The following is a 20,412-nucleotide window of genomic DNA, read 5'->3' as shown; positions in this document are numbered from 1 at the left end:
TGCCATCGCGATTGCGATTCCGCTTATCTGCGGCCTGCCTGATACCGGAGCATCTCGTGCGCATCGCCACCTGGAACGTGAACTCGGTCCGCCAGCGGCTCGGCCATCTGCTCGATTTCCTGAAGGAGGCCGAGCCGGACGCGCTCTGCCTGCAGGAGATCAAATGCCTCGATGCCGATTTCCCGCGGGCCGAGATCGAGGCGGCCGGCTGGCAGGTCGAGACGCATGGTCAGAAGACCTTCAATGGCGTCGCGATCCTCAGCCGCAGCAAGCTCGAAGATGTGCGCCGCGGCCTGCCCGGCGACGAGGGCGACGAGCAGGCGCGCTATCTCGAAGGCGTTCTGCCCCTAGGCACGGGCTTGGTGCGGCTGGCCTCGATCTACCTGCCCAACGGCAACCCGCCGAACACCGAGAAATATCCCTACAAGCTCGGCTGGATGAAGCGGCTCACGGCGCATGCCGAAATGCTGCTGGAGCACGAGGAGCCGCTGGTGCTGGCCGGCGATTACAACGTCATCCCCGAGCCCCGTGACGCACGCGACCCCGCGGCCTGGGTCAGCGATGCGCTGTTCCTGCCCCCGACACGAGCCGCCTTCCGGGAGCTTCTCAATCTGGGCCTGACCGAAGCCTTGCGCAGCACCACCGAAGCCGGCGGGCTCTACACCTTCTGGGATTATCAGGCCGGCGCCTGGCAGCGGAACAACGGCATCCGCATCGACCATCTCTTGCTGTCGCCGCAGGCGGCCGACAGGCTCGCCGGGGTGAAGATCGCCAAGCATGTCCGCGGCTGGGAGAAGCCGTCGGACCATGTACCGGTGATGATCGAATTGAACTAAGGCCGGCCGGCGCCGCGGCTCGGGCTGGCGCCGGTTGCGACCTGCTGGCGCTCCACCAGGGCAAGGGCGGCCGTACGGTCTGCCGGCGACGCCGACGCGAAGGCGGCATCGTTGCGCTCGAGGATCCAGGCCTCGCGCGCCGGATCGGCGCTCTCGCGGGCCAGCGCGAGCCACATCAGGCCGAGCACGGGCTGGCGCGGCACGCCCTCGCCGCCGCGCAACAGCATCTCGCCGAAGGCGGCGCGGGCCGGCGCATGACCCTTCTCGGCAGCGAGCTTCATCCAGCGCGCCGCCTGACGCGGATCGCGGGCGGTGCCCTGCCCCTTCATATAGAGACGTGCCAGATTGTACTGGCCGTCCGGGTCGCCGAAATAGGAAGCGGCGTAGTTGAACATGTCGAAGGCGCGGTCGGGATTGGGCTTCACATAGCTGCCCTTGATCCCGTCGATGAAATAGCTGCCGAGCGCCACGAAGGCGCTGCCGACCATGCGGCCGTCTGCCGTGCCGGGAATGGCGTCGGCATTCTCATCCGCGATCTTCGAGAAATATTCGAAGGCCTTGAGATCGTTGGTCGGGACGCCTTCGCCGCCGGCATACATCCGGCCGAGCTTGTACTGCGCAGTGAGATGCCCCTGCGAGGCGGCGTATTCGAGCGCGCGGACGGCTCCGACCTGATCCCCGGCGGAGGAATCGCGCATCCAGGCGCGCAGCGCGTCGCGCGCGCTGTTGAAGGGGACGAGCGGCAGGGCTGAATGCGCCATCGGCGTGTTCGGAGCCGGCGCGATCGTGGCCGTGTCGGGCGAGGTCGGGCGCGAGGAATCGGGTTCCGGGAGAGCGATTCCGGGAATCGGCCTCGGCGGCAGCATGGGCTGCCCATTGGCATAGTCCTGTGCCCGGGCGACCTGGGGGCCGCCGAGCATCAGCAACATGCAAGCTATGGTGACGTCAGATATCCGCATAGCAATGGGTTTCGGCCGCCCCTCCTGGGTGGGTGACGGCGCCGCCTTTGGCGGAGCCGACCGTCTGCGCGTATTTCCACAGCGCGCCGGAATTGTAGTCGGTCTTCCGCGGTTTCCAGTCCTTACGACGCTCCTCAAGTTCGGCATCAGAAAGGCGGACTGCGAGCTTTCCTGTGATGGCGTCGAGTTCGATGATGTCGCCGTCGCGGATCAGGCCGATCGGGCCGCCGACGGCGGCTTCAGGCCCGACATGGCCGACGCAGAAACCGCGGGTCGCGCCCGAGAAACGGCCGTCGGTGATGAGGGCTACCTTGTCGCCCATGCCCTGGCCGTAGAGGGCCGCGGTGGTCGACAGCATCTCGCGCATGCCGGGGCCGCCCTTGGGGCCCTCGTAGCGGATGACGAGGACGTCGCCGACATTATAGGTCCGGTTCCTGACCGCCTCGAAGGCATCCTCCTCGCGGTCGAAGCAGCGCGCCGGGCCGGTGAAGACGAGCTGGTCCTCCGGCATGCCGGCGATCTTCACGATGGCGCCCTCGGGCGCGAGATTGCCCCGCAGGCCGACGACGCCGCCGGTCACCGTGATCGGCTTGTCGGCGCGGTAGACGACGTCCTGCTGGTCGTTCCACTTCACCGAGGCCATGTTCTCGGCGATGGTGCGGCCGGTCACGGTCAGGCAGTCGCCGTGAAGATAGCCGGCATCGAGCAGGCTCTTCATCACCAGCGGAATGCCGCCGACCTCGAACATGTCCTTGGCGACGTATTTTCCGCCCGGCTTCAAATCGGCGATATAGGGCGTCTTCTTGAAGATCTCGGCGACCTCGAACAGGTCAAAATCGATGCCGCATTCATGCGCGATCGCCGGCAGGTGCAGCGCGCCATTGGTCGAGCCGCCGGTGGCGGCGACGACCATTGCGGCGTTCTCCAGCGCCTTGCGGGTGACGATGTCGCGCGGGCGGATGTTCCGCGCGATCAGCTCCATCACCATCTCGCCGGCGGTGTAGCAGAAGGTGTCGCGGACATCGTAGGGGGCCGGAGCGCCGCAGCTATAGGGCAGCGCCAGGCCGATCGCCTCGGCGACCGTCGCCATGGTGTTGGCGGTGAACTGGGCGCCGCAGGAGCCGGCCGAGGGGCATGCCGCCTCCTCGAGCTCCTTCAAATCCTCGTCGGACATCGCACCGACCGAATGCTTGCCGACGGCCTCGAACACGTCCTGGACGGTCACGGGACGGCCCTTGAAGGTGCCGGGCAGGATCGAGCCGCCATAGATGAAAATCGAGGGGACGTTGAGGCGGACCATCGCCATCATCATGCCCGGCAGCGACTTGTCGCAGCCGGCGAGGCCGACCAGCGCATCGTAGCAATGGCCGCGCATGGTCAATTCGACCGAATCGGCGATGACCTCGCGCGAGGCCAGCGACGACTTCATGCCCTGGTGGCCCATGGCGATGCCGTCGGTGACGGTGATCGTGCAGAATTCGCGCGGCGTGCCGCTGGCGGAAGCGACGCCTTTCTTCACGGCCTGGGCCTGGCGCATCAGGGAGATGTTGCAGGGGGCGGCCTCGTTCCAGCAGGAGGCGACGCCGACGAAGGGCTGCGCGATCTGCTTCGCGGTCATGCCCATCGCGTAATAATAGGAGCGGTGCGGGGCCTTGGCCGGGCCGACGCTCACATGGCGGCTCGGCAGCCTCGACTTGTCGAACACACGCGCATCCATCGCCACTCGCCCTGTCCTCCCAGACCAGCCCGGCCGGAAAATGCCACGCCGATCAGGCCGATCGCAACGCCGGCCTCGAAACCCCGATTTCGGCCGGGATATTGCGATCCACGGCCCTACGAAGTTTCAATTTGTCTATATCTCAAAGACTTAACGTGCCCTTGTGCTGGGCGCTCTTTGTGGCGGCTTCGCGGCGAGCGCGGGCATGGACATGGCGCCGGGAGCGTTCCCGCCACAGTGTTGCAGCGATGACACGAAAAGGCCGATGCGACGGCGGAGCGACGCGCTTCAGAGCACCATCGGCAGGACGAAGAAGCCGCCGACCACAACCACCAGTAGGGTCAGTGCTGCCAGCGGCAGGTGCTTCTCGATGAAGATGCGGATGTCGTCGCCATAGAAGCGCAGGGCCACCGCGATCATCAGGAAGAAGGTGACGCGGGAGACGACCATGCCGACCGTGAACTTCCACAGGTCGAAATGCAGGAAGCCCGACATGATCGTGACGATCTTGAACGGGATCGGCGTCAGGCCCTTGGTGACGAGCACCCAGAACCAGTAATCCTGCGAGGTGGCGATGAGGTGCGCGGCCTTGTCCTGCAGCCCGTAGATCCCGATCAGCCAGGAACCAAGCGATTCATAGAGCAGCGCGCCGATGGCGTAGCCGAGATAGCCGCCGAGCACGGCGCCCAGCGAGCAGATTCCGGCGTAGAACCAGGCGCGATCCGGCCTGGCGATGCACATCGGCAGGAGCAGCGGCAGGGGCGGCAGCGGGCTGATCGAACTCTCGACGAAGGTCAGCGCGAAGAGCAGCCAGGGAGCGGCCGGGTGCGAGGCGTAGGAAACACACCAGTCATAAGCCCGCTTCAGCATGGGTCCTGATCAGCCAATCCGAATTGCCGCCATATCGCGCATGGCGGAGTTGCGCCATGCGCATCTAAGCGATGTCCAAGGAGAAGGCGAGTCCTCTCTTACGGTAACGTCAATTTGAAGACGCAGCGGTGGCCGGAATGCGGTGGCGGGTCAGGCCAGCCGCGCCAGCGCCTCCGCGATCTTCGTCTTGCGCGCTTCCGCCGCGGCCTTGCGCTCGCGATTCTCCTCGACGATCTCGTCGGGCGCGCGGGCCATGAAATCGGGGTTGCCGAGCTTCTTCTCGACCACCGCGATGTCCTGGTCGAGCTTGACCAGTTCCTTGGTCAGGCGGGAGCGCTCGGCTTCGAGATCGATCAGGCCGGCCAGCGGCAGCGCCGCGACCTCGCCGCGCACGATGATCTGCGCCGACTGCGCCGGAGCCGCCGCCTCGAAAGCGATGTCGGAGACGCGGGCGAGCCGTTCGATCATCGGCCGCCAGCTCTCGATGGTCGCCCGCGTCGCGGCCGAGGCGTTGACGAGAACGAGCGGCGCCTGTGTACCGGCCGGCACGTTCACCTCGGAGCGGACCGAGCGGATGTCCGAGATCAGGTCGACAACGAAACCGATCTCGGCTTCCGCCGCCGCGTCCTTGAGCGCCGAGAGATCCGGCCAGCGGGTCAGGCAGACCAGCGAGGCATCGCCATCCGCGAGCTTGCGCGGCGCGCCGGCCTCGGCCTTCTGCGCCCAGAGCTCCTCGGTGAGGAACGGCATGAAGGGGTGCAGGAGCTGGCAGATCAGGTCGATGACGTAAGCGACCGTCGCCTGCGTCTCGGCGCGTGCGGCGGCATCGACGCCCTCGCCCTGCAGCACCGGCTTGGCGAGTTCGAGATACCAGTCGCAGAACTGGTTCCAGACGAAGCGATAGGCCGCGCCCGCCGCCTCGTTGAAGCGGAAGCTCGGGATGCCGGCGGCAATGTCCTCGGCCGCTTGCGCCGCCTCGCTGAGGATCCAGCGGTTGAGCGGCTGCCTGACATTGGCCGGATCGAAGCCGTCCGCCCGCGCGCAGCCATTGATCTCGGCGAAGCGCGCTGCGTTCCAGATCTTGGTCGCGAAGTTGCGATAGCCCTCGACACGCTGCGTGCTGAGCTTGATGTCGCGCCCCTGAGCCGCCATCGCCGCCAGGGTGAAGCGCAGCGCATCGGCGCCGTACTGGTCGACGAGCACCAGCGGATCGATGACGTTGCCCTTCGACTTCGACATCTTCGCGCCCTTCTCGTCGCGAACGATGGCGTGGATGTAGACGTCCTTGAACGGCACCTCGTCCATGACGTTGAGGCCCATCATCATCATCCGGGCGACCCAGAAGAAGATGATGTCGAAGGCGGTGACGAGCGTCGCCGTCGGGTAATAATGCTTCAGCTCGGCGGTCTGCTCGGGCCAGCCCAGCGTCGAGAACGGCCAGAGCGCCGAGGAGAACCAGGTGTCGAGCACGTCCTCGTCGCGCGTCAGCGCGACGGTGTCGCCGTAATGCGCCATTGCGAGCGTCTGCGCCTCGGCCTCCGACTCGGCGACGAAGACCTCGCCATCCGGCCCGTACCAGGCCGGGATCTGATGACCCCACCAGAGCTGGCGCGAGACGCACCAGGGCTCGATGTTCTCCAGCCAGTCGTAGAAGACCTTGGTCCAGTTCTCGGGCGTGAATTTGGTGCGGCCGTCCCGGACCGCCTTGATCGAGCGCTCCGCCAGCGGCTTGACGTCGACATACCACTGGTCGGTGAGCCAGGGCTCGATCACGACATCCGAGCGGTCGCCATGGGGAACCGTATGGCCGTGCGGCTCGACCTTCGCCAGGAAGCCGCGCTCGGCCATCATCGCGACGACGCGACGGCGGGCGGCGAAGCGGTCGAGCCCATCGAGCGCCAGCGTCTCGCCGTCCGGCTTGGCGCCGGCCAGGAAATCCTCGTTGCCGGCGAGCAGGATGCGCGCCTCGCCGTCGAGGATGTTGACGACGTCGAGCTGGTGGCGCTTGCCGACCTCGAAATCGTTGAAGTCATGCGCCGGTGTGATCTTGACCGCGCCGGTGCCCTTCTCCGGGTCGGCGTAATCGTCGGGCACGATCGGGATGATGCGGCCGACCAGCGGCAGCACCGCCTTGCGGCCGATCAGATGGCCGATCGTCTCGTTGTCCGGATGCACGGCGATGCCGGTGTCGCCCAGCATCGTCTCCGGGCGCGTCGTCGCGACGGTGATGAAGGTCGAGGCGTCGTCCGCGTCGTAGGTCGCACCTTCGAGCGGGTAGTTGAAATAGTAGAGATGGCCGTTCGGGTCGCGATTCAGCACCTTGTCGAGCTTGGCCAGGTCGAAGGCCTCCTCGCCGCCGCGCTCCCATTTGAACGAGCCGGTCTTCTCGATCTGCAGGACCTCGATGTCGGAGATCGCGGTCTGGAACTTGGGGTCCCAGTTCACGAGGCGCTTGGCGCGGTAGATCAGCCCCTGCTTGTGCAGGCTGACGAAGACCTTGAGGACGGCGGCCGACAGACCCTCATCCATGGTGAAGCGCTCGCGCGACCAGTCGCAGGAGGCGCCGAGGCGGCGGAGCTGGTTGACGATCGTGCCGCCCGACTCCTCCTTCCACTTCCAGACCTCGGCGAGGAAGGCCTCGCGGCCCATCGTGCGGCGGTCGGTCTTGTTCTCGGCAGCGAGCTTGCGCTCGACGACCATCTGGGTCGCGATGCCGGCATGGTCGGTGCCGGGCTGCCAGAGCACGTCCTTGCCGCGTAAGCGCTCGAAGCGGCAGAGCACGTCCTGCAGCGTGTTGTTGAGCGCGTGGCCCATATGCAGCGAGCCGGTCACGTTCGGCGGCGGGATCACGATGCAATAGGGCTCCGCGCCAGGCTGAGCTCCCCTGCCCGCCTTGAAGGCTCCGGCCTCGTCCCAGGCCTTGCTGATCCGGGCCTCGACGGCTGCCGGCTCGAAAGTCTTGTCCATCATCGCATCGCTCGAACGCAGAAAGGCCGGGGAACCTGCCCCGGCCGGAAAAATCACGGGCCAAAAGGTCTCGGCCCTTAAGAGCCCATGCACGGGCCGCGCGTCAACGTTTTCGATGATGCGCCGCACCCTGCAAGGCCAGCATGGACCTTAGGCGAGGTTCGACTGCAGGAACCAGAGCGACTTGTCGAGCATGCGGGAATAGGCGGTGAGGATGTCGGCGGAATCGGCATCGCCGGCCTCGTCGCAGGCATCGATCGCCTCGCGCACCTTGTTGCCGGCATCCGCGTAACGCTCGATCAGCGCTTTGAGATGGTCCTGAACCGGGACGATATCCGTCGGATAGGGCTTGAGCGACGTCGCATCGGCCGTCGTCTGCACGGTTCCGAGCGCAATGCCGCCGAGCTGGGCGATGCGCTCGGCCACGGTGTCGACATGCTCGTCGAGATCGGCACGGAAGCCGTCGAGCATCAGATGGACGCCGATGAAGCCCGGCCCCTTCAGATTCCAATGCGCCTGCTTGGTCACCAGCGCCAGATCGATGCCGTCGGCAAGGCGCTCATTGAGCAGCCCCACGACCTTCGCCTTGGTGTTCGATGCCAGCTCGATTCTGCTCGACTTGACGATTTTCGCGGGAGCCGATGTCTTCGCCACTGCCCTGGTGGCAGGCGCTGTCTTGGTTGCGGGATTTTTGCCGGACTTGGCCATGGGTGAGATCCCCTGAGGAAGGAAGCGGGGCCTGCGCCGGGTTGCGCGGCTCGCGCCCCTCCTACGCCTCAGACGATCGGTTGTTCCCGCCCCGCATCGCCGCGATGGCACGGAACCTCCGTCGCGCCGGACGGTTGCACCCACAAGATCAGCACGGGAAGAGCCCGCCCGCCGCGCCGGGCATTGCTGTCGCGCGCTCGGCGGCACCGCGCAACCGCAAGGTCAGATTGTGAGGACAGGCAGATGAGATTACTGGTTCACGCCCTGGGCGCCTGGATCACCGTGGAAGCCGCATCCGGCCGCTACCCGCGCCCGTTCGCGATCGGCCTGACGATGCTGGTTTCGCGTCTCGGCGCACCGACGGCCGCGCTCGCGATGGCAGGTTTCGCGCTCAAGCGCCTCGACGAGGCAGGGGCCTTCGACGGCTTGCGGGCATCACGTCCGGCCGCGAGACGCGCTCGCAGCACCGAATAAAGCTGACTAACTGCGCCCGCCGCGCGCGACACGCTCGATCTCGGCCCGGACCAGACGCTCGACCATCAACGGCAGGTTGTCGTCGAGCCAGGTCTTCAGCATGGGCTTGAGCATGTCCTTGACGAGATCCTCGAGCGTCCGCGCATTGCTGCTGAGCACGGTGTTGGCAAGCTGCCCGAACGCGCTGGTGACGGCGGAACTCGCCTGATCCGACAGGAGGCTCGCCATGTCGACGGGCCGCGGCGCCGGTTCCGGCTGGGGTGCGGCAACAGGGGCCGGCGTCGGTTCGACGGGGGCCATGGTCGCGACCGGAGCCGGCGGCTCGGACTCCTCGGTCTCGCGAAAATCGACATCAGCCTCGGCTTCGGCCGGGGCGGTGGGCGCAGGTGGCGGCTCGACGGCAGGAGGCGCGACGAACGCGGCCTCCGTGCCGAGATCCAGCACGTCGTCGTCGATCGAAGCCGGCACCGGCTCGGGGGCCGGAGCCTCAACCTCGGCTTCGGCGGGCTTGGCTTCGTCGTCGGAAATGATCCGGCGGATGGAGGCGAGAATCTCCTCCATCGACGGTTCATTGGGCTTGGCTTGCGCGTTCATGACAGTCTGGACCGTTGGACAGCGCGCGCGCCGATGGAATCAACGCCGCTCCAAAGCGGAGTATTCCATGAGACTCCGGGCAGACAAGGCGGCAAAGCCTTATCCCACAGGAGAAAACAGCGCTGTTGCCCGAATGTGCCGCCCCTGCCCGGGGGCGGCCTTGCGCGGAACTCTGCCGGGGCTCAGCGCCCGTCCGGGGTCTGGGTGCCCCACCAGAGGTCCTTGACCTGGTCATAATGCTGCCGCGAGTCGTAGTTGGCCGTCTTCAGCTTCAGGGTCTGGGCCGAAAGCTTGCCGACCGCCGAGAGCACGGAATAGGAGGCGACGACACGGTCGCGCTGGGCCGACACCAGGTTCGACCGGGCGCTGACCAGTTCCTGCTGCGCGTTGAGGACATCGAGCGTGGTGCGCTGGCCGACCTTGGCCTCCTCACGCACGCCGGCGAGCGCCGTCGAGGAAGCCTCGACCTGGGCCTGAGCCGCGATGATCTGCGCCTTGGCGGCTTCGAGCCCGCCCCAGGCGGAGATGACCGCGGCGCGCACCGTGTCGCGCTGCGTGTCGACGTCGATGCGACGCTGCCCGGCCGTCTCCTTGGCCTGGCGGGTGCGGGAATAGACCAGGCCGCCCTCGTAGATCGGGATCGTCAGGGAGCCGACGATGCTGGCCGAGGTGCGGTTATCGCCGAAATACTGGTTGTCGTAACGCTGCTGGACCGAGCCGGTCAGGCCGATGGTCGGCCCGAGATCGGCCTGCGTCACCTTGACCTGGAGCTCGGCCGCGTCGACGCCATGGAGCGCCGCGATGATCGCCGGATGGCCCGCGAGCGCCTGGTTCACCGCCACGGGCAGCGATTTCGGCAGAAGGTTCTCGACCGGGCGGCCGGGGGCGAGCGAGCGCGGCTCGGTGCCGACATTCTGCCGGTAGCGCGCCACCGAGGTCTTCAGGTTCGATTCAGCGAGAATCGCCTGGGACTGCGCCGAGGACAGGCGGGCTTCCGCCTGCGCCACGTCGGTGCGGGTCACTTCGCCGACCTGAAATCGGTCGCGCGTCTGGCGCAGCTGCTCCTCCAGAACCTCGACGTTGTTGCGGTTGAGATTGAGGATCGCCGTGTCGCGCAGCACGTTCATATAGGAGGTCGCGGCATCGAGCAGCACGTTCTGCTCGGTGTTGCGCAGCGTTTCGCGCGCACCGAGGACCTGCGATTCGGACTGGCTGATCGAATTGCGGGTCTTGCCCGAGTCGAAGATGTTCTGGGTGATCTGCACGCCGGCGCCGCGTGGATTGAGCCGGGTCGTGAGGTTGTTATGGAAGGCGGACGAAGCCGCCCCGGCGGGAACCGACGAATCGAGGACGCTGGCGCCGATATCGGCGGAGGCCGTGATTCGGGGCCGATAGCCGGCGCGCGCCTGCGGGACGTTCTCGTCTGTTGCGCGCACCGAGGCGCGCTGGGAGTTCAAGGTCGGATTGCCCGCATAGGCGCGGGCCAAGGCCGCGTCCATGGTTTGGGCTTGCGCGGCGGCACTCCAGCCGCCTGCAAGCACCAAAGCCAGAACGGCGCTGACGCCGAATCCGAAACTCTTCTTATCGCTTCGTCGTTCCACTGGACGCCTCTCGTGCGCACTAAAGTCGCGCCCAGGCATCGCCCCAGCCTCGGCATAAGTTGTCATTTCATACCCTTACCGGCGCTTCGAGCCAATGCAATGGCCGCGCCGGACTGGTTTCCGTGAACAGGTGCCGTAAAAATGCGACACCTTAAAATCAAAAAACGAAGGCCGGCGGACGCCGGAACTCCGCCAGTTCCGGCGCTGCCGCGTCGAAAACGGTACGCCCGGCAACAACATCTGCCGATTTCTGGTAGAGTTTCACGCGGGCGGCGCGCCCCTGCCCCTCCACCACGATCAAGCGACCTTCGGGACGCAGGAGCGAAAACAGATTCCGCGGTTCGAGCTCGCAGGAGCCGCTGACGAGAATGGCGTCGAAGGATCCCGCCGCGGGCTCCTTGTCGGCGACGGAGGCGCCGCTGCCGGCGGCCGCGAGTGCGGTGGCAGCCAGGGCGCGGGCCTCGCCATCGGGCTCCCACAATGTCGCCTTCGCCCCCATCCGGTCGATCAGCGCGGCGCCATAGCCCGTGCCGCCGCCATATTCGAGGACATCCTCGCCCGGCTCGATATCCAGCGTCTGGATCATGCGTGCGATCACCATCGGCGTCATCAGGGCCCGGCCCGTGCCCGGCAGCCCGATGGCCTGGTCGAGATAGGCGAGATGAGCCAGGCTCTCGGGGACGAAAGCCTCCCGGGGGACCTCGTCCGCAGCGGCCAGCACGGCCCGGTCCGTGACGTCATAGGTCCGCAACTGGCAATCCACCATGTTGCGGCGAAGCCCGGTGAAACCTTCCATGCCCTGAACTCTCCGTCCGCGACGCGGTCCGGCCGTAGCCTCAGACCTCTTGCCCGAAGCCGGCGCGGCACCGCCGCTCATGGCAGCTTTCTGTTCGAGTGCGGCGCAAAAGGCAAGCGCGCTCGCATCCCGCGAGCGTCGCATGCGCCTGCCGGATCGAGCGACAGGCGGCGGAATTTCCCGAAGAATGCGGCCATCGTCTCGTAAGCTTTGAGCCTGTGCGGGCCGGGGGGCAGGTCCGGCACGACCTGCCCTGCCCGGGAACGAAAAAGGGCTTGAGCGATCTTTCGCTCAAGCCCTTGAATTCGCTGGCTCCCGGAGCAGGATTCGAACCTGCGACCAATCGATTAACAGTCGATTGCTCTACCGCTGAGCTATCCGGGAACGGTGGCCGGGGTAATAGCGGCGTGATCCCGACAGCGCAACCCCCTTTGCGACCGCAAAACACATCTTCATGTCGGACAGGTGAAAGATGCGATGCCGGGTTGCGGTGCGTCCCGGCTTGTGGTTATAGCCGCTCTCGCGGATGCGGCTGGGCCGTTTTCGCCGGAAGGCCTCGTGGCGGAGTGGTTACGCAGAGGACTGCAAATCCTTGCACCCCGGTTCGATTCCGGGCGAGGCCTCCAAATAATCTTCTTGAAAACCGATCGTCTGGCTCCCGCGTATAACGTCCGGGGCGATTGCGATGGCTGCCGCGCCGTTCGGCAGGCCACCGTCCGTCCCCCGAGAAGCTCTGGCGAGGTCCGATGACGCAGCGCAGCCTGCACTGGTTCCGGGACGATCTGCGGCTCGCCGATAACCCCGCCCTCACCTGCGCAGCGGAATCGGACGCTGTCCTGTGCCTCTATATTCTCGATGAAGACGGCGAGCGGCGCCCTCTCGGCGGCGCGGCGCGCTGGTGGCTGTCGCGCTCGCTCGCGGCGCTTTCCGCCGCATTGGCCCGCAAGGGCGGCCGGCTGGACATCCTGCGCGGCGCCCCGACGTCGCTGCTGCCGGCCCTCACCGAGGCGGCGGGAATCGAGCGCGTTACCTGGAACCGCCGCTATGAGGCGAGATCGATCGCGCTCGATACGCGACTCAAGGAAAGGCTTTCCAGCGCGGGAATCGAGGTCCGCAGCTTCAACGCCAGCCTGCTGAACGAGCCGTGGCAGGTGACGACGCGCACCGGCCAGCCGATGAAGGTCTTCACGCCCTATTGGCGCGCGGCGCGCGAGCGCGGCGAGCCGGCAGCGCCTTTGCCCGCGCCCTCCCGAATCCGTTCCTTCCCGCTGCCCGATTCGTTCGGGAAACGCGCGCTTGCCCTGGAAGAGCTCGCTCTCGAACCGACGCGGCCAGACTGGGCCGGCGGCCTGCGCGACGCCTGGACACCGGGCGAGGACGGCGCGCGGGAGCGGTTGGAGGATTGCCTGGGCGATTCGCTTGCTGGCTATGCGGAAGGACGCGACCGCCCCGACCGCCACTCGACATCGCGGCTCTCGCCGCATCTGCGCTTCGGCGAGATCGGCCCCCGCCAGATCTGGCATGCGCTCGGAACGGCGCGTGACAATGGCGAGGCGGTTGGCTCGGCGGCGGATGCCGAGAAATTCCGGTCCGAGCTCGGCTGGCGCGAGTTCTCCTATCACCTGCTTTTCCACAATCCCGAACTGGCGACGCGGAATTACGATGCGCGCTTCGATGCCTTTCCGTGGAAGGCGGACCAGCAGGCCTTGCGCCGCTGGCAGCGTGGCCGGACCGGCATTCCGCTCGTCGATGCCGGGATGCGCGAGCTCTGGGCCACGGGCTGGATGCACAACCGCGTGCGGATGGTCGTGGCCTCGTTCCTCATCAAGCATCTCCTGCAGGACTGGCGGGAGGGCGAAGCCTGGTTCTGGGACACGCTGGTCGATGCCGATCCGGCCAACAATGCCGCGAGCTGGCAATGGGTGGCGGGGTCCGGGGCCGATGCCGCGCCCTATTTCCGGATCTTCAACCCCGTCACGCAGGGGCAGGCCCATGATCCGAAAGGCGCCTATGTCCGGCGCTGGGTGCCCGAGCTGGCCGGGCTTCCCGACACAGAGATCCACGCACCGTGGAAAGCCTCGGAGGAGACCCTGCGTGCAGCGGGCATCCGGATCGGCGAGACCTACCCTGCCCCGCTCATCGACCTAGCCCTCGGGCGCCAGCGCGCGCTCGACGCTTTCGCCACGATCCGCGGCCGTTGACGTCGGTTCAACGCTGCCGGTCGACGACTCTGGAGAGCAGCGCGAAATAGACCGGATAGGGCAACAGCCGGGCCGCCTTCATTATCCAGGCGAGACGGCGTGGAAAGGTGATCTCGAAGCCGCCGCGCTCGAAGCCGTCGACGATTCGCCGCGCGCTCTCCTCGACGCTCATCAGAAAGGGCATGGCGAAGCGGTTGCGCCGGGTCATCGGCGTGTCGACGAAGCCCGGATTGACGAGCTGAAGCCGAATCCCCGCGCGGCGGCAGTCCAGATACAGGGCCTCGCAGAGATGGATCGCCGCCGCCTTGGAGGCGCCATGGGCGGCCGCGCCGACGAGGCCGCGATAACCGACGAGCGAGGCGTTGACGGCGATCTGCCCGCGACCGCGCTGCGTCATGGGGCCCAACGCCGCCGACAATCCCCTGGCGACACCGAACAGGTTGACCGCCATCGCCGCTTCGACGTTTGCGGGCTCGAACGGGCCGCCCGTAGGGCCGGGGGCGACGCCGGCGTTGAGGAAAGCGAGCGCGATCGGCCCGTGCACGGTCTCGACGGCTTCGACGATGTCCCGCATCGCCTGTTCATCGGTGACGTCGCCGGCATGGGCGACGATCCGGCCGGGCAGGCTTTCGGCCTCGCGTGCGACGGCCTCGAGCGCGTCGGTCCGGCGGGCGGTGACCGCGACCGTCCAGCCGCGCCGCGCGAGTTCCAGCGCGACGGCGGCGCCGATGCCGGAGCTGGCGCCGGTGATCCAGGCGACGCCGTCCGTCGGTTTCATGCGGGGCAAGGCCATGGCGGCTCCGGATTGGTCGAGACCGCCATCTAGGCATTGAATCGGGGGGCGGTAAGCCTCGCAGGCTGCGTCATCCCCGTTATCCCGCCAATGAGGTGGCACACGCCCGGCAATCGGTGCAGTCTGCGGGCCGAAGGTGCCGCGAGCACCGCGAGCGAGACGACGAGATCATGCCGACCGAACTGCTGTTCCGCCAGGATGCCTATCTGAAGGAGACGCCGGCGACCGTGGAAGCCGTCAACGAGCGCGGCGGCATCGTCCTCGATCGGACGATCTTCTACGCGACCGGCGGCGGCCAGCCCGGCGATGCCGGGCATCTGCGCCGGGCCGACGGCAACCTGATCGCGATCGGCACGACGATCTACGACCCCGAGGACAAGAGCCGCGTCCTGCATGTTCCCCTCGAAGGGCAGTCGGCGCCCGCGCCCGGCGAGGCGATCACGGCCGTGCTCGATTGGGAGAGACGCCTCAAGCGCATGCGCATCCATACCGCGCTGCATCTGCTGAGCGTCGTGCTGCCCTTCCCCGTCACCGGCGGCTCGATCGGCGACGGCGACGGCCGGCTGGATTTCGACATCCCCGAAGGCGGCCTCGACAAGGTCGAGCTGGCGGAGAAGCTCAACGCCCTCGTCGCCCGCAATGCCGACGTGACCGAGCGCTGGATCACCGACGCGGAGCTCGACGCCAATCCGGGGCTGGTCAAGACCATGTCGGTGAAGCCGCCACGCGGCTCCGGCCGGGTCAGGCTGGTCGCGATCGGTGATATCGACCTCCAGCCCTGTGGCGGCACGCATGTGCGCAACACCGCCGAGATCGGCCTTGTCGCCGTCACCGACATCGAGAAGAAGGGCAAGCAGAACCGGCGCGTCCGCATCGCGCTGGCCTGAGAAGCGGTTTTCGACGGAAGCACACCGTCATTCCGGACCAGCGGCGAAGCCGCGCCGATCCGGAATCCATTGTCGGGCGATGCTCTCTACGATGGATTCCGGGTCAAGCCCGGAATGACGGCGCGGTTCCAATAACCAACAAACCTCGAATATCCCCAAGGACATCACATGGCCCGCGAAGACGTTTTCGTATCGACCGACTGGCTCGCCGAGCGCCTGAACGCGCCAGACGTCATCGTGGTCGACGGTTCCTGGTATCTCCCGGCCCATGGCCGCGATCCCCATGCGGAATTCGCCGAGCGGCGCATTCCCGGTGCGGTGCATTTCGACATCGACGCGGTCAAGGATACCGGCTCCGACCTGCCGCATATGCTGCCGCGCCCCGAGGCCTTCGCGGCGGCCGTCGGCGCCATGGGCATCGGCGACGGCATGCGCATCGTCGTCTATGACGGGCTCGGCCTGTTCTCGGCGCCGCGCGTGCGCTGGACCTTCCGCACCCTCGGCGCGAAGGACGTGGTGATCCTCGAAGGCGGCTTCCCGAAATGGGAGAGCGAGGGCCGGCCGATCGAGCACGGCCCGCCGCGCGCCCGCTCCAACCGCAGCTTCACCGCGAGGCTGGACCATTCCGCCGTCGCCAGCGCCGAGGATGTCGCCAAGGCTCTCGCCAATGGCACGCAGGTCGTCGATGCCCGCCCGGCCGACCGCTTCCGCGGCGAGGCGCCGGAGCCGCGCGCGGGTGTCCGCTCCGGCCATATGCCGGGTGCGCGCAACGTGCCGGCGACCGCGCTGATCGCCAATGGCAGCCTGAAGGACCCGGCCGCGATCGCGGCCGCCTTTACCGAGGCGGGCGTCGATCTCGACAAGCCGCTGATCACGAGCTGCGGCTCGGGCGTCACCGCCGCGATCCTGTCGACGGCGCTGGAAAGCATCGGCAAGCCGGGACGCGCGCTCTATGACGGGTCCTGGGCCGAATGGGGCGCGAGCGACCGGCCGCTGGCGACCGGGCCGGCGAAGACGGCTTGAATTCGGACGGACAACAGGAGGGTGCCATGAGCGATCATTCGCACGACCACGACCATCCGCACGATCACTCCCATGACGAGCCGCGCTGGAAGCATGACGGCGTGCGCGTCATCACCGGCGACAAGCTCGACCCCAACACCGCCCAGACGCCCGGCATGTTCCGGCAGGCGGCGATCAACCACGCCCGCGTCGGCGCGCAGAAGATCTGGGCCGGCACGGTCGCGATCGAGCCCAACGCCAAGACCGGCGTGCATCATCACGGCGCGCTCGAAAGCGTGATCTATGTGGTGAGCGGCAAGGCCCGGATGCGCTGGGGGGACCGGCTGGAATTCGTCGCCGAGGCCGGGCCGGGCGATTTCATCTATGTCCCGCCCTTCGTGCCGCACCAGGAGATCAACGCCGATCCCGACAACCCGCTGCAATGCGTGCTGGTGCGCTCGGACAACGAGGCGGTGGTGGTCAACATCACCGATGTCGACCCGGTCGAGAAGCCGGAAGAGGTCTATTGGGTCGACCCGATCCACAAGCACCCGCACGGGTGAGGAATCGTCCGTGCGCGCCTATTTCCACGCCCTGATCGCATAGGTATCGAAGAGCAGCGGAAACTTGTCGACAAACGAGCGGCATGCCTGATGTAAGCTTCCGACCTTCTCATGATCGTAGGCCGGGCTTTCCGGGTCCATTTTGAGGTCCGTATCGACCACCAGAACGCGTTGCTGTCCGTCCAGCTCCATCGCGACGATGCTCGTCGCCCTGACATTCGGATGGTCAACCATTGGTGCCCCGCCAGCGCGTCAATCCACGGGATGGTTGCAGGTCTCGAGCACCGCGCACAAGTCGCGGTGGCGGAGACAAAGCTCAACATTGCTCCCGTCACGCTTGAAACTGATGCGCCCCGAAGAGGCCGTGGCATCGTTGCCCAGACAGGTATCCGCCTTTCACCCCGTCTCGAAATCGCCAGGCTGCGGCGGCGCGACGGCGACCTCTTTGTCGCGGATCTCGTTCTCGCGAACCATCGAAATCAGTCGATCGCGATCATCACGTCGGACGCTTTCACCACGGCATAGGCTTCCTTGCCGACGGTGAGGCCGAGATCGCCGACGGCCGCATTGGTGATCGAGGCGGTGACGACCGCGCCGCCGATGTCGATGCGGATATGGGCGGTGGTGGCGCCCTTGGTGATCTCGACGATTCGGCCCTTGAGCTGGTTGCGCGCGCTGATCTTCATCGTCGCTCTCTCTTTGGTGATGTGTCGGTCACGCGGTCGCAGCCGGCCGTCCTTGACTTGGCCGAGGGCGCACGGCAACCATCGCTATATCCAACGATATACAACGACAAGCGCAGCGAGGGACAGCATGATCGACCGCCGGACGATGCTGGGGATGGGCCTGGCTCTTGCGATGGGCCTCGCCCCGAGCTTCAACGCCGCCCAGGCGCAGACGAAGGATCTCGTGATCTTCGCCGCGGCGAGCATGAAGAACGCGCTCGACGAGGCCACCGCCAACTGGGTCAAGGAAACCGGCAAGCCGGCGCCGAAGATCTCCTATGCCGCCAGCAACGTGCTCGCCAAGCAGATCGAGAGCGGCGCCCCGGCCGATCTCTTCGTCTCGGCCGATCTCGACTGGATGGACTATGCGGCGAGCAAGAACCTGATCAAGCCGGATACCCGCGTCAGCCTGCTTGGCAACAAGATCGTCCTGGTCGGCGCCAAGGATTCGACCCTCAAGGTCGAACTGGCGCCGGGCGTCGATCTGAGCGGCGCGCTGGGTTCGAGCCGCCTCGCCATGGGCAATGTCGATTCCGTGCCGGCCGGCAAATACGGCAAGGCCGCGCTCGAGAAGCTCGGCGGCTGGGACAAGGTGAAGGACAAGATCGCGCAGGCCGACAATGTTCGCGCCGCCCTGCTCCTCGTCTCGCGCGGCGAGGCGCCGCTCGGCATCGTCTACGCCACCGACGCTGCCGCCGACCCGCAGGTCAAGGTCGTCGCGACCTTCCCCGAGGGCTCGCACCCGCCGATCGTCTATCCGGTCGCCGTGACCAGGGATTCGGCCAATCCCGACGCGCAGGCTTTCCTGACCTATCTGCGCGGGCCCGCGGCCAAGCCGGTCTTCGAGAAGCAGGGCTTCACCGTCCTCAACAAGCCCGCCTCGTCGTCGTGAGCCTGTCGGCTTGAGCCACTGGCTGACTCCCGAGGAATGGACGGCGGTCAGGCTGAGCCTGATCGTCGCCACGACCGCCACGCTCGCGAGCCTGCCGCTCGGGCTCGTGGTCGCGCTCCTGCTGGCGCGCGGACGCTTCTGGGGCAAGTCGCTGCTCGATGCGGCGGTGCATCTGCCGCTGATCATGCCACCCGTCGTCACCGGCTATCTGCTGCTGATCGGCTTCGGCCGGCGCGGGCCGATCGGCCAGTTCCTCTATGACTGGTTCGGGATCGTTCTCTCCTTCCGCTGGACCGGCGCGGCGCTGGCCTGCGGCGTGATGGGCTTTCCCTTGATGGTGCGGGCGATCCGGCTCTCGATCGAGGCCGTCGACCGCAAGCTGGAGGCGGCCGCCGGCACGCTCGGCGCCAATCCGCTCTGGGTCTTCCTCGTCGTGACGCTGCCGCTCTGCGTGCCAGGCATCCTCGCCGGCATGATCCTGTGCTTCGCCAAGGCGATGGGCGAATTCGGCGCGACCATCACCTTCGTCTCGAACATTCCGGGCGAGACGCAGACCCTGCCCTCCGCCATCTATACCTTCACCCAGGTTCCCGGCGGCGAGACCGGCGCGATGCGATTGACGATCATCTCCATCGCGATCTCGGTCGCCGCCCTCTTCCTCTCCGAATGGATGGCGCGTCTGGTCGGCCGGCGGATCGCCGTCGAATGACGACGCCCGTCCTCGACATCGCCGTCCGGCACCGGCTGGGCGACTTCCAGCTCGATGCGGCCTTCCAGTCGCAAGGGCGATTGACGGCGCTGTTCGGCACGTCGGGCTCGGGCAAGACCTCGCTGGTGAACGTGATCGGCGGGTTGATCCGCCCGCGGGCGGGCCATGTGCGGGTCGAGGGCGAGGCGTTGCTCGATACAGCGCGCGGCGTCTTCCTGCCCAAGCATCGCCGGCGGATCGGTTACGTCTTCCAGGAGGCACGGCTGTTTCCGCATCTCACCGTGCGGCAGAACCTGCTCTTCGGGCATTGGTTCGTGCCGCATGCGGTGCGCAAGCCGGCCGAGCTCGACAAGGTGCTGGAGCTGCTCGGCATCGGCCATCTGCTGAAGCGGCGGCCCGGAGCCCTCTCCGGCGGCGAGAAGCAGCGCGTCGCCATTGGACGTGCCCTGCTGGCGCAGCCGCGCCTGCTCTTGATGGACGAGCCGCTCGCCGCGCTCGACGAGGCCCGCAAGGCCGAGATCCTGCCGCATATCGAGCGGCTGCGCGACGAGGTCGGCATCCCCATCGTCTATGTCTCGCATTCGCTCGCCGAGGTGGCGCGGCTGGCGACCACCGTCGCCATCGTCGATGCCGGGCGGATCGCCGCCTGCGGGCCGACGGCCGAGATCCTCGCGCGCGTCGACCTCGCCTCGCGGCCCGGTGCGCCGGAGGCGAGTGCGGTGCTCTCCGCTGCGGTGACGGGCTTCGACGAAGCCTTCGGCCTCGCCCGGCTGGCGACGCCGGCGGGCGAACTCGCCATTGCCCGCGGCGCGCTCAGGCTGGGGCAGAAGCTGCGCGTGCGGATCATGGCGAGCGACGTCATGCTCAGCCTCGCGCCGCCTGAAGGGACCAGCGCGCTCAACGCCCTGCCCGGGAGGGTCGCGGAGATCGGCGAGCGGACGGGCGAAGGCGGCAGCACCGTGCACCTGCGGCTCGATTGCGGCGATGCGAATCTCATCGTGCGGTTGACGGCGAAATCGGTGGCGAGCCTCTCCCTGTCTGTCGGCAAGCCGGTCTACGCCATCATCAAGAGCGTCTCTGTCGAGACGCCCTGAGGTCATCTGCAAAAAAGGCACAGC

20 protein-coding genes and 2 tRNA genes are annotated in these 20,412 nt (G+C 67.1%); 10 read left to right on the top strand and 12 right to left on the bottom strand.

Features of this window, described 5'->3' with window-relative positions:
• Positions 1-56 precede the first annotated feature (56 nt).
• Entirely contained in the window at positions 57-836 is a 780-nt protein-coding gene (xth, locus tag AB6806_RS05885) for an exodeoxyribonuclease III (protein WP_133564237.1), read from the top strand.
• Here xth and AB6806_RS05880 read toward each other — a convergent pair.
• The 5 genes from AB6806_RS05880 to dps all read right to left on the bottom strand — a co-directional run bounded on the left by AB6806_RS05880 (position 833) and on the right by dps (position 8,057).
• Positions 833-1,765 (bottom strand): tetratricopeptide repeat protein, encoded by a 933-nt coding sequence (locus AB6806_RS05880; protein ID WP_248312667.1) that lies wholly within the window; start codon positions 1,763-1,765, stop codon positions 833-835. The genes xth and AB6806_RS05880 overlap by 4 nt on opposite strands.
• Positions 1,766-1,781: 16 nt before the next feature.
• Positions 1,782-3,512 (bottom strand): dihydroxy-acid dehydratase, encoded by a 1,731-nt coding sequence (ilvD, locus tag AB6806_RS05875; RefSeq protein WP_142020912.1) that lies wholly within the window; start codon positions 3,510-3,512, stop codon positions 1,782-1,784.
• 288 nt (positions 3,513-3,800) lie between these two features.
• Entirely contained in the window at positions 3,801-4,382 is a 582-nt protein-coding gene (locus AB6806_RS05870) for a YqaA family protein (protein ID WP_113252344.1), read from the bottom strand.
• A gap of 150 nt (positions 4,383-4,532) precedes the next feature.
• Positions 4,533-7,352 carry a valine--tRNA ligase gene (locus AB6806_RS05865; RefSeq protein WP_142020911.1) on the bottom strand — a complete coding sequence of 940 codons (2,820 nt, stop codon included), beginning with the start codon at positions 7,350-7,352 and terminating at the stop codon, positions 4,533-4,535.
• Between the two features lie 147 nt (positions 7,353-7,499).
• On the bottom strand, positions 7,500-8,057 hold the full coding sequence (gene dps / locus AB6806_RS05860) for a DNA starvation/stationary phase protection protein Dps (protein ID WP_081925619.1): 558 nt from the start codon (positions 8,055-8,057) through the stop codon (positions 7,500-7,502).
• A gap of 243 nt (positions 8,058-8,300) precedes the next feature.
• Here dps and AB6806_RS05855 point away from each other — a divergent pair, with 243 nt between their 5' ends.
• Positions 8,301-8,531 carry a hypothetical protein gene (locus tag AB6806_RS05855; protein ID WP_133564231.1) on the top strand — a complete coding sequence of 77 codons (231 nt, stop codon included), beginning with the start codon at positions 8,301-8,303 and terminating at the stop codon, positions 8,529-8,531.
• Between the two features lie 6 nt (positions 8,532-8,537).
• Here the strand turns inward: AB6806_RS05855 and AB6806_RS28965 are convergent, their stop codons facing one another.
• The 4 genes from AB6806_RS28965 to AB6806_RS05835 form a co-directional block, all read right to left on the bottom strand.
• On the bottom strand, positions 8,538-9,125 hold the full coding sequence (locus AB6806_RS28965) for a PopZ family protein (RefSeq protein WP_142020910.1): 588 nt from the start codon (positions 9,123-9,125) through the stop codon (positions 8,538-8,540).
• A gap of 182 nt (positions 9,126-9,307) precedes the next feature.
• Positions 9,308-10,624, bottom strand: coding sequence for a TolC family outer membrane protein (locus AB6806_RS05845; protein WP_248311264.1), 1,317 nt, complete (start codon positions 10,622-10,624; stop codon positions 9,308-9,310).
• A 259-nt stretch (positions 10,625-10,883) separates the two neighbouring features.
• The gene (locus tag AB6806_RS05840) at positions 10,884-11,522 is read right to left on the bottom strand and encodes a protein-L-isoaspartate O-methyltransferase family protein (protein ID WP_038367419.1); all 639 of its coding nucleotides are present in this window, start codon (positions 11,520-11,522) and stop codon (positions 10,884-10,886) included.
• Between the two features lie 309 nt (positions 11,523-11,831).
• Positions 11,832-11,906, bottom strand: a tRNA-Asn gene (locus tag AB6806_RS05835).
• A 168-nt stretch (positions 11,907-12,074) separates the two neighbouring features.
• Between AB6806_RS05835 and AB6806_RS05830 the strand changes: the two genes are divergently transcribed.
• Positions 12,075-12,148 (top strand) — tRNA-Cys (locus AB6806_RS05830).
• A 120-nt stretch (positions 12,149-12,268) separates the two neighbouring features.
• Positions 12,269-13,723 (top strand): cryptochrome/photolyase family protein, encoded by a 1,455-nt coding sequence (locus AB6806_RS05825; protein WP_370954275.1) that lies wholly within the window; start codon positions 12,269-12,271, stop codon positions 13,721-13,723.
• A 7-nt stretch (positions 13,724-13,730) separates the two neighbouring features.
• Here AB6806_RS05825 and AB6806_RS05820 read toward each other — a convergent pair whose 3' ends face one another.
• Positions 13,731-14,516, bottom strand: a complete 786-nt coding sequence (locus tag AB6806_RS05820) for an SDR family NAD(P)-dependent oxidoreductase (protein ID WP_370954274.1) — start codon at positions 14,514-14,516, stop codon at positions 13,731-13,733.
• A gap of 170 nt (positions 14,517-14,686) precedes the next feature.
• On the opposite strand from AB6806_RS05820, the gene AB6806_RS05815 reads away from it, so the two are divergent.
• The 3 genes from AB6806_RS05815 to AB6806_RS05805 all read left to right on the top strand — a co-directional run bounded on the left by AB6806_RS05815 (position 14,687) and on the right by AB6806_RS05805 (position 16,968).
• The gene (locus tag AB6806_RS05815) at positions 14,687-15,403 is read left to right on the top strand and encodes an alanyl-tRNA editing protein (protein WP_370954273.1); all 717 of its coding nucleotides are present in this window, start codon (positions 14,687-14,689) and stop codon (positions 15,401-15,403) included.
• A 168-nt stretch (positions 15,404-15,571) separates the two neighbouring features.
• Complete coding sequence (sseA, locus tag AB6806_RS05810) at positions 15,572-16,426, top strand: 3-mercaptopyruvate sulfurtransferase (RefSeq protein WP_370954272.1); 855 nt, start codon at positions 15,572-15,574, stop codon at positions 16,424-16,426.
• Between the two features lie 26 nt (positions 16,427-16,452).
• Positions 16,453-16,968: a cupin domain-containing protein gene (locus AB6806_RS05805; RefSeq protein WP_112762192.1), complete on the top strand. Its 516-nt coding sequence runs from the start codon at positions 16,453-16,455 to the stop codon at positions 16,966-16,968.
• An 18-nt stretch (positions 16,969-16,986) separates the two neighbouring features.
• On the opposite strand, the gene AB6806_RS05800 is transcribed toward AB6806_RS05805, so the two are convergent.
• Both AB6806_RS05800 and AB6806_RS05795 read right to left on the bottom strand, forming a co-directional pair.
• Positions 16,987-17,202, bottom strand: a complete 216-nt coding sequence (locus AB6806_RS05800; protein WP_370954271.1) for a hypothetical protein — start codon at positions 17,200-17,202, stop codon at positions 16,987-16,989.
• 245 nt (positions 17,203-17,447) lie between these two features.
• On the bottom strand, positions 17,448-17,654 hold the full coding sequence (locus AB6806_RS05795) for a TOBE domain-containing protein (RefSeq protein ID WP_370954270.1): 207 nt from the start codon (positions 17,652-17,654) through the stop codon (positions 17,448-17,450).
• Between the two features lie 127 nt (positions 17,655-17,781).
• Between AB6806_RS05795 and modA the strand changes: the two genes are divergently transcribed.
• From modA to modC, 3 genes are read left to right on the top strand one after another with little or no spacing between them, the layout of a single operon-like run.
• Positions 17,782-18,585: a molybdate ABC transporter substrate-binding protein gene (gene modA / locus AB6806_RS05790; RefSeq protein WP_370954269.1), complete on the top strand. Its 804-nt coding sequence runs from the start codon at positions 17,782-17,784 to the stop codon at positions 18,583-18,585.
• A gap of 10 nt (positions 18,586-18,595) precedes the next feature.
• The gene (gene modB, locus AB6806_RS05785; RefSeq protein ID WP_038367440.1) at positions 18,596-19,294 is read left to right on the top strand and encodes a molybdate ABC transporter permease subunit; all 699 of its coding nucleotides are present in this window, start codon (positions 18,596-18,598) and stop codon (positions 19,292-19,294) included.
• A complete protein-coding gene (modC, locus tag AB6806_RS05780; RefSeq protein ID WP_142020902.1) occupies positions 19,291-20,388 on the top strand; it encodes a molybdenum ABC transporter ATP-binding protein in 1,098 nt (365 codons plus the stop codon). Before modB ends, modC begins: the two co-directional genes overlap by 4 nt.
• The last annotated feature ends 24 nt before the right edge of the window (positions 20,389-20,412 follow it).

It is taken from the genome of Allobosea sp. RCC_152_1 (assembly GCF_041360765.1).
Classification (GTDB): Bacteria; Pseudomonadota; Alphaproteobacteria; order Rhizobiales; family Beijerinckiaceae; genus Allobosea; species Allobosea spartocytisi.
This window is presented reverse-complemented; position numbering and strand designations above follow the sequence as displayed.

Bases quoted from the DNA above. Each gene is read 5' to 3' on its own strand.
- modC (WP_142020902.1), top strand. From the start codon at position 19,291: ATGACGACGCCCGTCCTCGACATCGCCGTCCGGCACCGGCTGGGCGAC.
- modA (WP_370954269.1), top strand. From the start codon at position 17,782: ATGATCGACCGCCGGACGATGCTGGGGATGGGCCTGGCTCTTGCGATG.
- AB6806_RS05855 (WP_133564231.1), top strand. From the start codon at position 8,301: ATGAGATTACTGGTTCACGCCCTGGGCGCCTGGATCACCGTGGAAGCC.
- ilvD (WP_142020912.1), bottom strand. From the start codon at position 3,512: ATGGATGCGCGTGTGTTCGACAAGTCGAGGCTGCCGAGCCGCCATGTG.
- AB6806_RS05845 (WP_248311264.1), bottom strand. From the start codon at position 10,624: ATGGACGCGGCCTTGGCCCGCGCCTATGCGGGCAATCCGACCTTGAAC.
- AB6806_RS05880 (WP_248312667.1), bottom strand. From the start codon at position 1,765: ATGTTGCTGATGCTCGGCGGCCCCCAGGTCGCCCGGGCACAGGACTAT.
- AB6806_RS05840 (WP_038367419.1), bottom strand. From the start codon at position 11,522: ATGGAAGGTTTCACCGGGCTTCGCCGCAACATGGTGGATTGCCAGTTG.
- AB6806_RS05800 (WP_370954271.1), bottom strand. From the start codon at position 17,202: ATGGTTGACCATCCGAATGTCAGGGCGACGAGCATCGTCGCGATGGAG.
- AB6806_RS05815 (WP_370954273.1), top strand. From the start codon at position 14,687: ATGCCGACCGAACTGCTGTTCCGCCAGGATGCCTATCTGAAGGAGACG.
- sseA (WP_370954272.1), top strand. From the start codon at position 15,572: ATGGCCCGCGAAGACGTTTTCGTATCGACCGACTGGCTCGCCGAGCGC.
- AB6806_RS05805 (WP_112762192.1), top strand. From the start codon at position 16,453: ATGAGCGATCATTCGCACGACCACGACCATCCGCACGATCACTCCCAT.
- AB6806_RS05870 (WP_113252344.1), bottom strand. From the start codon at position 4,382: ATGCTGAAGCGGGCTTATGACTGGTGTGTTTCCTACGCCTCGCACCCG.
- AB6806_RS05820 (WP_370954274.1), bottom strand. From the start codon at position 14,516: ATGGCCTTGCCCCGCATGAAACCGACGGACGGCGTCGCCTGGATCACC.
- dps (WP_081925619.1), bottom strand. From the start codon at position 8,057: ATGGCCAAGTCCGGCAAAAATCCCGCAACCAAGACAGCGCCTGCCACC.
- AB6806_RS05825 (WP_370954275.1), top strand. From the start codon at position 12,269: ATGACGCAGCGCAGCCTGCACTGGTTCCGGGACGATCTGCGGCTCGCC.
- AB6806_RS05865 (WP_142020911.1), bottom strand. From the start codon at position 7,352: ATGATGGACAAGACTTTCGAGCCGGCAGCCGTCGAGGCCCGGATCAGC.
- AB6806_RS05795 (WP_370954270.1), bottom strand. From the start codon at position 17,654: ATGAAGATCAGCGCGCGCAACCAGCTCAAGGGCCGAATCGTCGAGATC.
- AB6806_RS28965 (WP_142020910.1), bottom strand. From the start codon at position 9,125: ATGAACGCGCAAGCCAAGCCCAATGAACCGTCGATGGAGGAGATTCTC.